Below are 13,169 nucleotides of genomic sequence, written 5' to 3' on the forward strand. Positions count from 1 at the left end.
CGATATGAGTCATGTGAATCTCCGTACGGGCCTTGAACCCGTCGTGGGTTGCAGCCGATCGACTTTCTTTATGCAGCCGTGTTGTGCAAAGTCAGGCTATGTAGCCCCGGTGTCATCGCCATGAACGTTCGGTGATGCTTATATGACAGCCCACAAGGAGCCTCTTATGCCCTGGCCAGATCTGCTGCACAGCCGTGAACGATTGCCCGCCGTTGCTGACCTTGCCGAGGGTTTTGCGACGTTGTTGCAGCAGTTGGGCAACGTCACGCCGTTCGAATTGGCGGTCGCCGGTGGGCGGCGAATGGCGACGCCGGGGCTGGCGTTTCTGGTCGGTTATCAGGCGGCGTTGCGCATGTTGTGGCCGAGTGCACCGCTGAGCCTTGGCGCTTTGTGTGCGACCGAACAGCGCAGTCTGCGCCCGGCAGACATGCAGACGCGGCTGACGGATTTGCGTCTGAGCGGACGCAAGGATTTCGTCACCGCCGGTGATGCGGCGGATTGGTTGTTGATCGCGGCGCGCAGTGAAGAGCCCGGCGAAAGTCCGCGCCTGAGTCTGGCCGTGGTCTACCCCGGCGAGCCCGGCGTGAGCGTGGAAAAACTGCCAGCGCTGCCGTTGATGCCGGACATCAGTCATGGTCGGCTGTTGCTCGATGGTGCGCTGTGTGAGTTGTTGGCCGGGGATGGTTGGGATGCTTACGTGAAGCCGTTTCGCACGCTGGAAGATGTTTATGTGCTGAGTGCGATGACCGCGTGGCTGTATGGCGTTGGGCAGGACAGCGATTGGCCGCAGACGCTGCAATTGCGTTTGCTGGCGCTGTTGGCCGGGTGTGCGGAGGCGAGTCGGCAGCCGCCGAATAATCCGGCCGGGCATGTGTTGTTGGCTGGGTTGTTTGCGCAGTTTGATGCGCTCAAGCCTGAGGTTGATCAGGCGCTGGGGGAGAGTGGCTCGGAGTGGGCGCAGATGTGGCGGCGGGATCAAGGGGTGATGCAGTTGGCGGCGGGGGCTCGGGCTAAGCGATTAGCCAAGGCTTTGGCGGTGGCCTGACTGGCGCTTTCGCGAGCAAGCCCGCTCCCACAGTTGATCGAGTTCCCTCAGCTGGAATGCAATCAAACTGTGGGAGCGGGCTTGCTCGCGAAGGCGGCCGAAAAATCACCACACCCCTGTCATAAACCCCGACTAATCTCAGCAGGTTCATCCCCAGAGCCCCTCACCATGTTCAAAGGCCTGACCCTGCTTCTGCTGCTGATCAGCTTCACCGTTCAGGCCGAACCATGGCCCGGTGAGCAATGGCCGACTGGCGCGACAATCACCAATACTGAAGCGCTGGAAAACTACGCCTTCCCACCCCGCGACGACACCACCCGCAAAGGCATCCGCACCGATGCGCTGCTGATCATCCGCGACGGGCAGATCATCTACGAACGCTACGCCGGCCCGACCAACGCGCAAACCCCGCACCTGACCTGGTCAATCAGCAAAAGCCTGATGGCCGCCGTCCTCGGTGTGGCGTACGGCGAAGGCCTGTTCAAACTTGAGGATCCGGCAGCGAAGTTTTACCCGCCGCTGGCTAAACACCCGCAGATAAAAATCGCTGACTTATTGCATTGGGCCTCAGGCCTCGACTGGCAGGAAGATTACGAATACGCCCCGCTGAAATCCTCGGTGGTGGCGATGCTCTACACCCGTGGTCACCGCGACATGGCGGCTTTTACAGCGGATCACGACAGCTACGCGCCACCGGGTCAGGCTTTCCGTTATTCCAGTGGCGACAGCAATCTGCTCGCCGCCGCACTGAAAAACATCGTCGGCCCGCAGCGCTATGCGGACTATCCATGGACGGCGCTGTTCGAACCCTTGGGCATCCGCCACGCCGTGTGGGAAACCGATGCGACGGGCACGTTTGTCGCGTCGTCTTACGCCTATCTCACCGCGCGCGATCTAGCGCGAGTGGGTCTGTTGATGGCGCGTGATGGGCGCTGGAATGATCGGCAGTTATTGCCCAAGGACTGGCTCGCGTTCAACCTCACACCGTTCGCCGGTTACAAGGCGCATCAAGACGAAGCCGTGCCCGGCGGGCAGTGGTGGCTCAACCGTGCGGCGGATGGCGCGGCGTCTCCGTGGCCCGATGCACCGCCCGACACTTTCGCTGCTCTCGGCCATTGGGGGCAGGCGCTGTATGTGGTTCCCAGCGAAAAACTGCTGATCGTCCGTTATGGCGATGATCGCGATGGCAGTTATCGGCATAACGAGCTGCTCAAACGCGTGCTGCAGGCGGTGCGGCCATGAAGCGCTTTTTGCTGTTGCTGCTGGTTTTGTTGCTCGGCTGGATCGTCTACGAACGGGAAAATTTGTGGGCCTTCCCCGACATCATCAGCGCCTACACCGCCAAGGAGTATTGTTCGTGCCGGTACGTGATGAACAACGATGCCGAGTATTGCCGTGGCTACGTAAAACAATGGCTGCCGACCAGCCAATTCAGCGATGACCCAGCCCGCAAAACCATCACCGTCAGCGGCATGGGGCGCAGCAACAGCGCCCAGTGGCAAAGCGAACGCCAGGGCTGCCGCCTGAATCCCTGAAAACAGACACACAATCCCCCTGCAAACCAACCCCCCCTGTGGGAGCGGGCTTGCTCGCGAAGGCGTCGTGTCAGTCAATACAGTTGTCGCCTCATACACCGCTTTCGCGAGCAAGCCCGCTCCCACAAGGATCTGTGTCGTTTCCCGAATTGCGTTCCACTCTGCGGAACCACATTCGATTGTCCTCGCGCGCGTCTCGCGGTTATCTGGCGGTGAGCACGACCTGCCTTCCAACGTGTCGTGAATTCATTGCGAACAACAAGACCGGGAAAACCCGCGCGAGGAGAACCGTCATGACCCGACATCAGCACATTCTGGCCTGGCTCAGCGACGTCGCCAGCGACCTGCACGCCACCCGCCAGGACATCCACGCCCACCCCGAACTCGGCTTTGAAGAAAGCCGCACCTCGGCGCTGGTCGCCAAATCCCTCGAAAGCTGGGGCTACGAAGTCCACACCGGCATCGGTAAAACCGGCGTTGTCGGTGTGCTGCGCAACGGCAGCAGCTCGCGCAAACTCGGTCTGCGTGCCGACATGGACGCTTTGCCGATCATCGAAAATACCGGCGTCGCCTACAGCAGCCAGCACAAGGGCTGCATGCACGCCTGCGGTCACGATGGCCACACGACCATGCTGCTCGGCGCCGCGCGTTATCTGGCGGCGACACGTCAGTTCGACGGCACCCTCACGCTGATTTTCCAACCCGCCGAAGAAGGTCAGGGCGGCGCCGAAGCGATGCTCGCCGATGGTCTGCTTGAACGTTTCCCCTGCGATGCGCTATTCGGCATGCACAACATGCCGGGCCTGCCCGCTGGGCATCTGGGCTTTCGCGAAGGGCCGATGATGGCTTCGCAGGATCTGCTCAACGTGGTCATCGAAGGCGTCGGCGGCCACGGCTCGATGCCGCACCTGACCGTCGATCCACTGGTCGCTGCGGCGAGTGTGGTGATGGCGCTGCAAACCGTGGTCGCGCGCAACATCGATGCGCAGCAAGCGGCGGTGGTCACCGTCGGTGCACTGCAAGCGGGGGAGGCGGCCAACGTCATTCCGCAGCAGGCGATTCTGCGTCTGAGCTTGCGCGCACTGAATGCCGATGTGCGCGAACAAACCCTCAATCGCGTGCGCAACATCATCGAAACCCAGGCGCAGAGTTTCGGCTGTACTTCGACAATCGAACACCGTCCCGCCTATCCGGTGCTGGTCAACCACGCCGCCGAAACCGAGTTCGCCCGCAGCATTGGCGTCGAGTTGGTCGGCGCCGACGCCGTCGATGGCAACACGCCAAAACTGATGGGCAGCGAAGATTTCGCCTGGATGCTCCAGCGTTGCCCCGGCGCCTATCTGTTTATCGGCAACGGCGTGTCGCGGCCGATGGTGCACAACCCCGCCTATGACTTTAACGACGACATCCTGCTGACTGGCGCCGCCTACTGGGGCGCGCTCACCGAGAGCTGGCTCAAGCCGGCCTGATTTCTTCACGTTCTGCTGCCGCTGAATCCCGAGCGTACTCGCGCACGGGCTCACCCAACAGCTTTTGGAGAATCTCCCATGCAGGCTTCAGGCACAGGTGTTTCGCGTACCCGGCAAGTGGTCGCCGCCGTGATCGGCAACGCGCTGGAATGGTATGACTTCATTGTTTACGGCTTTCTGGCGAGCATCATCGCCCGGCAATTCTTCCCCTCCGAAGACAGCTACGCCTCGCTGCTGATGGCGCTGGCGACCTTCGGCGTCGGCTTCTTCATGCGCCCGGTGGGCGGCATCCTGCTCGGCATGTATTCCGACCGCAAAGGGCGCAAAGCGGCGATGCAGATGATCATTCGTCTGATGACCGTGTCCATTGCAATGATCGCTTTCGCGCCAAGTTACGCCGCCATCGGCATGGGCGCGCCGTTGCTGATTGTGGTCGCGCGGATGCTCCAGGGCTTCGCCACTGGCGGCGAATACGCTAGCGCCACGGCGTTTCTGGTGGAAAGCGCGCCGGCTCATCGCAAAGGTTTGTACGGTTCGTGGCAACTGGTCGGGCAATGCCTGGCAGTGTTTGCCGGCGCGGCGATGGTGGCGTTGGTCACGCACCTGTTTACCCCTGAGACGCTGGACAGTTGGGGCTGGCGTATTCCGTTCGTGCTCGGCCTGTTGATCGGCCCGGTCGGCTTGTGGATTCGCAAGCACATGGAAGAGCCGGAAGAGTTTCTCGAAGCGCGCAAAAAAGCCAAAGGCGCAGCGCCGGGCCTCTGGCAAGTAGTTCGCGAACATCGCCGCAGCCTGCTGGTCTCGATGGGCCTGGCCAGCGGTGCGACGGTGGCGTTTTACGTGGTGCTGGTGAACATGCCGACCTTCGCCCACACCAACCTCGGCTTGCCGCTGGATCAGGTGTTGCTGGTGCAGATGCTCGCGGTGGCGCTGATGACCGTGGTGATTCCGTTCTCCGGCGCACTGTCGGATCGGGTCGGCCGGCGACCGGTGTTGATGGCGTTCACCCTGGCGTTTTTCGTGATGATTTATCCGCTGTACGTGTGGGTCGCGGCGGCGCCTTCGATCGAACGTTTGCTGGTAATGCAGCTGCTGTTGTGCGGCGCGATTGGCGGCTTCTTCGGCCCGGCACCGACGGCGCTGGCCGAGCAATTTCCCATCGAAGTGCGCTCCACCGGCGTGTCGATTGCCTACAACATTTCGGTGATGGTGTTCGGCGGTTTCGCGCCGCTGATCGTGACCTGGTTGAGCAAGGTGCTGGAAACCCCGGTGGCGCCTTCGTTTTATGTGTTGTTCGCTTGCCTGCTGACCTTGCTCGGGATTTATTGCATGCAAGAGGCGCCCCGCGCCAAAGCCCCCAGCGCGCTCAACCTTGGAGTGAAATCTTGAGTCCGTTAGCCATCGATCCGATTGTCGCGCTGGACGCCGATGCGTTGTCCCGCGCGATCCATGCCCGCAAAGTCTCGTGCCGTGAAGTGATGCAGGCGTATCTGCAACACATCGAGCGTTTCAATCCGCAGGTCAACGCGCTGGTGTCGTTGCGTCCGGCGGAGGAGGTTTTGCGCGAGGCCGATGAATGCGATCGGCAACTCGATCGCGGCGAATCCCGAGGCTGGATGCATGGCATGCCGCAGGCGATCAAGGATCTGGCCGCCACCGCTGGACTGCGCACGACCATGGGTTCGCCGTTGTTCGCCGAGCAGGTCCCGCAGCACGATGCGATCAGCGTGGCGCGGGTGCGCGAGTGCGGCGCGATCATCATCGGCAAGAGCAACGTGCCGGAATTCGGCCTCGGTTCACAGACCTACAACAGCGTGTTCGGCACCACCACCAATGCCTACGATGCCAGCCGGATTGCCGGCGGCAGCAGCGGCGGGGCGGCAGTGGCGCTGGCTCTGCGATTGCTGCCGGTGGCCGATGGCAGCGACATGATGGGCTCCCTGCGCAACCCGGCGGCGTTCAATAACGTCTTCGGTTTTCGCCCGTCCCAGGGCCGCGTGCCATATGGGCCGACGCCGGAAGTGTTCGTCCAGCAACTGGCCACCGAAGGGCCGATGGGCCGCAGCGTCACCGACATCGCACGATTGCTGTCGACGCAGGCGGGTTACGATCCTCGCGTGCCGCTGTCGCTGAAAGATCAGCCGCGCAACTTTGCCGAAGGCCTGCAACGGGATTTCAGCGACGTGCGCATCGGCTGGCTTGGCGACTACAACGGCTATCTGCCGATGGACGACGGTGTGCTCAGTTTGTGCGAATCGGCGCTGGCGGATTTCACCGCTCTGGGCTGTCAGGTCGAAGCCTGTCAGCCAGACTTTTCCATGGAGCGTTTGTGGCAAACCTGGCTGACCCATCGGCACTTTCTGGTGCAGGGCAGTCTGGGTGCCGCATACGCCGATCCGCACAAACGCGAGTTGCTCAAACCGGAAGCACAGTGGGAAGTCGAGGGCGGTCTGCGTCTGAGCGCTGCCGATGTTTACAAGGCCTCGGTCGACCGCAGTGAGTGGTATCGCGCGCTGAGTGAATTGTTCGAACGTTACGATTTCCTGCTGTTGCCTACCGCACAAGTGTTCCCTTTTGATGCACAACAGCCATGGCCGCGCGTCGTCGGTGGGCAGACCATGGACACCTATCACCGCTGGATGGAGGTGGTTATCGGCCCGACGTTGGCCGGGTTGCCGAGCATCAGCGTGCCGGTCGGGTTCAACCCGGCGGGGCTGCCGATGGGCCTGCAAATCATCGGCCCGGCGCAGGCGGATCGCGCAGTTCTGCAACTGGCGTATGCCCATGAACAGCTGACCCGTTGGGTCGAACGACGACCACCGCCATGCCTGCAATCGGCTTGAGCGGCCCGCATTTTGCTGCAAAAAGTGTTCATCCATCTGTGCGCAGGGAGATCGAACACATGGGCAGCAAAACAGATACCGGCAGCGTGCGTTCGGTCGAACGCGCGCTGGCGATCGTCGAATTGCTCGGCGAGCATCAGGCGCTGGGGCTGGAGGAATTGCACTACCTCACGAGTCTGCCGAAGGCCACGGTGTCACGGATGCTCGCGACGTTGCAGGAGCAGGGCTGGATCTATCGCGGCCTCAGCGACCGGCGTTATCGCCTGTGCGCCAAGCGTCTGTTTGGTGATCGTCAGCAACGTTTCAAACGGCATCTGGTGGAGAGCGCGGCGCCGATGCTGGTGGAGTTGTGCGAGCGCACCGGGCTGGTGGCGGATCTGTCGTGCTTCGATGGCGAGCGGGTTGAGGTGATGGAGAGCGCGATTCCGCAGGTGTTGCGCAAGCGTTATCCGAACAACTGCCAGATCGTCGGGCATCACGCGAGTTTGTTTCACTCGGCGATGGGCCGGGCGTGCCTTGGTGAGTTGGACAGTGATGAGGTCGAACGGCTGGCCCAACGTGAGCAGTTGAGCGCGGAAAGCTTGGTCAGTGCGACAGAGCAGGCGTTGCATCAGGGTTTTGGTCAGCGCACGGAGGGTTATTGGGAATACCCGGTGCGCCTGCCATTTCTGATTCGTGCGGTGGCGTTGCCGATTCGTGCTGAAGGCAAATTGGTGGGCAGCATGGCGCTGCACTGGCCGATGGATCAGGCGCCGGTGGAGCGGGTGTTGAGTCTGCATTTGAACAGTCTGGCGGCGACGATTGGCGATGTGCAGCAGGTATTGGCCTGACAGCCAAAAGATCGCAGCCTGCGGCAGCTCCTACAGGGGAATGCATTTCAAATGTGGGAGCGGGCTTGCTCGCGAAGGCGTCGTGTCAGTCAATACATGCGCAGTCTGGCACACCGCTTTCGCGAGCAAGCCCGCTCCCACAGGGGATCTGCGCTTTAGGCAGGAGCTGCCGCAGGCTGCGATCTTTTGATCTTGATGTTTGCAATAACCCCATGGCCAGTTAAGGTTCGTGCAGGTTTATCGGCCCCACGAGTCCTCAATGTTCAACCGCTCTCTCATTGCATCCCTGTCCAGCCTGCTGCTCGCCGCTGTCGCGTTGCCGGCGCAGGCCAATTGGTATCTGGACGGCGAGTCGTCGCGGCTGTCGTTCGTCAGCACGAAAAATGCCCACATTTCCGAAGTGCAGCGCTTTCTGGTGCTGCACGGCAAGGTCGATCCCGACGGTCGCGCCGAAGTCGAAGTCGAGCTGGACTCGATCAACAGCGGCATCCCGCTGCGCGATGAGCGCATGCGCAAGGAGCTGTTCCAGATCGAGCAATTCCCCGAAGCGACCATCACCACCCAGATCGACCTGCGCCCGATCAACGATCTGGCCCCCGGCGCGCAGCTGGAGTTGCGCCTGCCGCTGACCGTCAACCTGCATGGCAAACAACACGAATACCCCGCCGAATTGCTGGCGACGCGGCTCGATGATCGACGCTTTCAAGTGGTCACCCTCGAGCCGCTGGTGATCAACGCCGAAGATTTTGACTTGGCGCCGGGCCTGGAAAGCCTGCGCAAACTCGCCGACCTGTCGGCCATCAGTCTGTCGGTACCGGTGGGTGCGGTGCTGATTTTCACGGCGCGCTGACATGCGCGGCGCGGTGTTCCCATGGCGTGACGGCAACCGTTTCGAGCTGTTGATCGACGGCCCGCAATTCTTTCCGCGCATGCTCGAGCAGATTGCTGGCGCTCAAGAGCAGATCGAACTTGAGCTGTACCTGGTCGAGGCCGGTGCCTGTGCCGAAACCATCGTGCAGGCACTTGTGCTGGCCGCCGAGCGTGGGGTGCGCGTGCGCTGTCTGTTCGATGATTACGGCAGCCTCGCCTTCACCCTTAATCTGCGTCAGCGCCTGACCCACGCCGGGGTTGAACTGCGCTTTTACAATCGGCTGAACTGGCGGCGCTGGGTCGGCAACTTCTATCGCGATCACCGCAAATTGTTGCTGGTCGATCAGCGTCTGGCGGTGGTCGGCGGCACCGGTGTCACCGATGAGTTCTGGACGCCGGGCCACGACACCAGTGAATGGCATGAAGTGATGGTCGAGATCAGCGGCCCGTTGGTGATCGACTGGCAATTGCTGTTTGATCGTCAATGGATTGCCAACCGCTACCGCCGCGCCTGGCGCCCGGCTGCGCATTTCGGTCTGCCACGGTTGCCGCGCGTGCCGGACAAGGGCGAGGGCATGGGCCGCGTGGCGTATGCCGATGCCCGTCAGCATCGCGACATTCTGCAGTCGCTATTCCGTGCCCTGAACAGTGGGCAAAAACGCGTGTGGATGGCCACGCCGTACTTCCTGCCAACGTGGAAAATCCGCCGCTCCTTGCGCAAGGCTGCCGCGCGTGGTGTCGACGTGCGTTTGCTGCTGACCGGGCCGCGCACCGATCACCCGTCAGTGCGTTACGCCGGGCATCGTTACTACCCGCGCCTGCTCAAGGCCGGGGTGCAGATCTTTGAATATCAGCCGTGCTTTTTGCATTTGAAAATGGTGCTGGTGGACGATTGGGTGAGCATTGGTTCGTGCAACTTCGACCATTGGAACCTGCGCTTCAATCTGGAGGCGAATCTGGAGGCGCTGGATCCGTCGTTGACGGCAGCGGTAGAGGCGAGTTTTGTGAAGGACTTCGGGCTGAGTCAGCTGGTGAGTCTGGAAGAGTGGCAGCGTCGGCCGTTGTGGCGGCGGGTGAAGCAGCGGGTCTGGGGGTGGGTGGATCGGGTGGTGGTCAACATCCTCGATCGCCGCGGATAAAACCGATTTTGAATACACCCTAAATCCAATGTGGGAGGGGGCTTGCTCCCGAAAGCGGTGTGTCAGGCACTCATATGCTGAATGACACTCCGTCTTCGGGAGCAAGCCCCCTCCCACAGGGTTTTGCAGTGTTGCCGCTGTGTTTGATCGTTCCCACGCTCTGCGTGGGAATGCAGCCCGTGACGCTCCGCGTCACTGGACGCGGAGCGTCCCTTGAGGCATTCCCACGCGGAGCGTGGGAACGATCATCGGGGCAAAAACCGGTTACAGCAGTTCAAAGCTCTGCTGCGTCACGTCCTGCGAATCCAGGCCGATCTGTACGTTGAACTTGCCAGGCTCGGCCGCGTATTTGAGCTGGGCGTTGTAGAACTTCAGGTCATCCTCGGTGATGGTGAAGTGCACGACTTTCTGTTCGCCGGCCTTGAGCATGATTTTCTGGAAGTTCTTCAGTTCTTTGACCGGACGGATCATCGAGCCGGTAACGTCCTGAATGTACAACTGCACCACGGTTTCGCCGTCACGCTTGCCGGTATTTTTCAGCATGACACTGGCGTCGAGCTTGCCGGTGGCGTTCAGCGTGGTCGACGACAGCGCCATGTCGCTCAGGGCGAAATGGGTGTAGCTCAGGCCATAACCGAACGGGAACAGCGGCCCGGTGGTGTCATCGAAATACTGCGAGGTGTAGTTGCCCGGTTTGCCCGGCGTGAACGGCCGGCCAATGCTCAGATGGTTGTAGTACGTCGGGATCTGGCCCACGGAACGCGGGAAGGTCACCGGTAGCTTGCCCGACGGGTTGTAGTCGCCGAACAGCACGTCGGCGATGGCGTTGCCGCCCTCGGTGCCGCTGAACCAGGTTTCCAGAATCGCGTCAGCCGATTGGTTCTCTTCGAGAATGGTCAGCGGGCGGCCGTTCATCAACACCAGCACCAGCGGTTTGCCGGTGGCTTTCAGCGCGCGGATCAGCTCGCGCTGGTTTTCCGGGATGTTCAGGTCGGTGCGGCTGGACGATTCGTGGGACATGCCACGGGACTCGCCGACAGCGGCAACGATCACGTCAGCGTCCTTGGCCGCTTTGACCGCTTCGTCGATCAACACGTTGGCCGGGCGCGGATCATCGACCACTTCCGGTGCATCGAAGTTGAGGAAGTTCAGGTAATCCAGCACCTTCTTGTCGCTGGTGATGTTGGCGCCACGGGCGTAGATCAGGTTCGCCTTGTTGCCGATCAGCGAGCTCATGCCGTCGAACAGGGTGACCGATTGCGTCGGTTTACCCGCCGCTGCCCAACTGCCCATCATGTCGATCGGCGCTTTGGCCAACGGGCCGACCAGCGCGACTTTCGCGTCTTTCTTCAGTGGCAGGGTTTCGTTCTGGTTCTTCAGCAGCACCAGGCTGCGACGCGCGACGTCGCGGGCCTCGGCGCGGTGCAGACGGCTTTCGGCGTAGGTGTCGGCCGGATCGTCTTCAGCCTTGCCGATGCGCAGGTACGGATCCTTGAACAGGCCCATGTCGTACTTGGCCGCGAGGACTTCGCGCACGGCGTTGTCGATGTCTTTCTGTTCGATCTCGCCGGACTTGAGCAGCCCCGGCAGCTCTTTGCCGTAGAGGGTGTCGTTCATGCTCATGTCGATGCCGGCCTTGATCGCCAGCTTCGCCGCTTCACGACCGTCGCGGGCGACGCCGTGTTTGATCAGTTCGAAAATCGCGCCATGGTCGCTGACCGCCAGGCCTTTGAAGCCCCAGTCGCGACGCAGCAGATCGTTCATCAGCCAGGTGTTGGCGGTGGCCGGAATGCCGTTGATCGAGTTCAGCGCAACCATCACGCCACCGGCGCCGGCATCGATCGCGGCACGGTACGGCGGCAGGTAATCCTGGTACATCTTCACCGGGCTCATGTCGACGGTGTTGTAGTCGCGACCGCCTTCAACCGCGCCATACAGGGCGAAGTGTTTGACGCTGGCCATGATGCTGTCGGCCGCGCTCGGGGTGGCGCCCTGATAGGCACGCACCATCACGCCGGCAATGCGCGAGGTCAGGTAGGTGTCTTCACCGAAACCTTCGGAGCTGCGGCCCCAGCGCGGGTCGCGGGAGATGTCGACCATCGGCGCGAAGGTGATGTCGAGGCTGTCGGCGGCGGCTTCTTTGGCAGCGACGCGGCCGGATTTGCCGATCGCGTCCATGTCCCAGCTCGAGGCGAGGGCCAGCGGAATCGGGAAAATCGTGCGGTGACCGTGGATCACGTCGTAGGCGAAAAACATCGGGATCTTCAGACGGCTGCGCATCGCCGCGTCTTGCATCGGGCGGTTTTCCGGGCGGGTGATCGAGTTGAACGTACCGCCGATGTTGCCGGCGGCGATCTCTTTGCGGATCAACTCACGAGGCATTTCCGGGCCGATGCTGATCAGGCGCAACTGGCCGATCTTCTCGTCGAGGGTCATTTGGTTCATCAGGTTGCTGATGAACGCGTCCTTGTTTTCCAGGGGTACCGGGGTCGTGGCGGCCAATACTTGATGACTGGCCAGGCTGACGAACAGACCCAGCAAACACAGCTTCTTCATGAATGTTTTTCTCAAGGGCACAAACGGCGATGCAACGCCGGCCAGCCAAAATTTAGGGAGCGACTATTGTTGTTCGGGTGCAGGCTCAAAAAAGCAGAGCCAAAAACGACAGCCGACACTGCGGCAGCGTGATCGCGCAGGGCACTTTTTAGCCCATTGGCGCGTCGTAATCCAGCGGCGCGGCCGATTATGCCCCAAGAGCCGGCGCAGAGTGTTTCGCGCTCGGTTTTTATAATGAAATGTGCCAAGGAGCATCACTGCGATGAATGTAAGCCCAACCAATCGCTCGCGTTTGCAGGTCGTCACCCTGCTGATGCTGGCCACGCTGTTGACCGCGTGCGGCATCAACAATATCCCGACCCTCGACGAACAGGCCAAAGCCGCGTGGGGGCAAGTGCAGAACCAGTACCAGCGGCGTGCCGACCTGATCCCCAATCTGGTGGAAACGGTGAAGGGTTACGCCAAGCATGAAGAGGAAACCCTGACCGCCGTGATCGAAGCGCGGGCGAAAGCCACGTCGATTCAGGTCGACGCCAGCACGCTCGACAATCCCGAGAAGCTCAAGCAGTTCCAGCAAGCGCAGGATCAACTGACCGGTGCGTTGAGCCGGTTGATGGTGGTCTCCGAGCGCTACCCGGATCTGAAGGCCAACCAGAACTTCCTCGCCCTGCAATCGCAACTTGAGGGCACCGAAAACCGCATCGCCGTGGCGCGCCGCGATTTCATTCTGGCGGTGCAGAAGTACAACACCGAAATCCGCACCTTCCCCGGTCGCCTCTGGCACAGCGTGATGTACAGCGACCTGCCGATCCGCGAAACCTTCGAAGCCACCACGCCCGGTGCGGAAAAGGCCCCGGAAGTGAAATTCTGAGAAAGCCTGTG

At 61.5% G+C, this 13,169-nt stretch carries 11 protein-coding genes; 10 read left to right on the forward strand and 1 reads right to left on the reverse strand.

The genetic code is table 11. The annotated features are described in order from the left end of the window. Positions 1-166: 166 nt before the first annotated feature. The 9 genes from ACIP1X_RS06065 to ACIP1X_RS06105 all read left to right on the forward strand — a co-directional run bounded on the left by ACIP1X_RS06065 (position 167) and on the right by ACIP1X_RS06105 (position 9,731). Complete coding sequence (locus tag ACIP1X_RS06065) at positions 167-1,045, forward strand: acyl-CoA dehydrogenase (RefSeq protein WP_400750308.1); 879 nt, start codon at positions 167-169, stop codon at positions 1,043-1,045. 168 nt (positions 1,046-1,213) lie between these two features. After that, positions 1,214-2,287 carry a serine hydrolase domain-containing protein gene (locus tag ACIP1X_RS06070; protein ID WP_400750311.1) on the forward strand — a complete coding sequence of 358 codons (1,074 nt, stop codon included), beginning with the start codon at positions 1,214-1,216 and terminating at the stop codon, positions 2,285-2,287. Next, entirely contained in the window at positions 2,284-2,580 is a 297-nt protein-coding gene (locus tag ACIP1X_RS06075) for an amidase (RefSeq protein ID WP_159815367.1), read from the forward strand. Before ACIP1X_RS06070 ends, ACIP1X_RS06075 begins: the two co-directional genes overlap by 4 nt. A gap of 293 nt (positions 2,581-2,873) precedes the next feature. Continuing rightward, on the forward strand, positions 2,874-4,049 hold the full coding sequence (locus tag ACIP1X_RS06080; RefSeq protein ID WP_400750314.1) for a M20 aminoacylase family protein: 1,176 nt from the start codon (positions 2,874-2,876) through the stop codon (positions 4,047-4,049). Positions 4,050-4,127: 78 nt separating this feature from the next. Further along, the gene (locus ACIP1X_RS06085; protein WP_053117911.1) at positions 4,128-5,438 is read left to right on the forward strand and encodes a citrate-proton symporter; all 1,311 of its coding nucleotides are present in this window, start codon (positions 4,128-4,130) and stop codon (positions 5,436-5,438) included. Next, a complete protein-coding gene (locus ACIP1X_RS06090; protein WP_400750317.1) occupies positions 5,435-6,892 on the forward strand; it encodes an amidase in 1,458 nt (485 codons plus the stop codon). Before ACIP1X_RS06085 ends, ACIP1X_RS06090 begins: the two co-directional genes overlap by 4 nt. Before the next feature lie 59 nt (positions 6,893-6,951). Continuing rightward, the gene (locus ACIP1X_RS06095) at positions 6,952-7,722 is read left to right on the forward strand and encodes an IclR family transcriptional regulator (RefSeq protein ID WP_400750320.1); all 771 of its coding nucleotides are present in this window, start codon (positions 6,952-6,954) and stop codon (positions 7,720-7,722) included. 259 nt (positions 7,723-7,981) lie between these two features. Beyond that, positions 7,982-8,572: a YceI family protein gene (locus ACIP1X_RS06100; RefSeq protein ID WP_400750323.1), complete on the forward strand. Its 591-nt coding sequence runs from the start codon at positions 7,982-7,984 to the stop codon at positions 8,570-8,572. A gap of 1 nt (position 8,573) precedes the next feature. Continuing rightward, entirely contained in the window at positions 8,574-9,731 is a 1,158-nt protein-coding gene (locus ACIP1X_RS06105) for a phosphatidylserine/phosphatidylglycerophosphate/cardiolipin synthase family protein (protein WP_400750326.1), read from the forward strand. 264 nt (positions 9,732-9,995) lie between these two features. Here ACIP1X_RS06105 and bglX read toward each other — a convergent pair whose 3' ends face one another. Next, a complete protein-coding gene (gene bglX, locus ACIP1X_RS06110) occupies positions 9,996-12,287 on the reverse strand; it encodes a beta-glucosidase BglX (RefSeq protein ID WP_400750329.1) in 2,292 nt (763 codons plus the stop codon). A gap of 262 nt (positions 12,288-12,549) precedes the next feature. Here bglX and ACIP1X_RS06115 point away from each other — a divergent pair, with 262 nt between their 5' ends. Continuing rightward, positions 12,550-13,158 (forward strand): LemA family protein, encoded by a 609-nt coding sequence (locus ACIP1X_RS06115; RefSeq protein ID WP_159815360.1) that lies wholly within the window; start codon positions 12,550-12,552, stop codon positions 13,156-13,158. Positions 13,159-13,169: the final 11 nt, after the last annotated feature.

The organism is Pseudomonas sp. NPDC088885 (genome assembly GCF_044750025.1).
GTDB lineage: Bacteria > Pseudomonadota > Gammaproteobacteria > Pseudomonadales > Pseudomonadaceae > Aquipseudomonas > Aquipseudomonas rustica.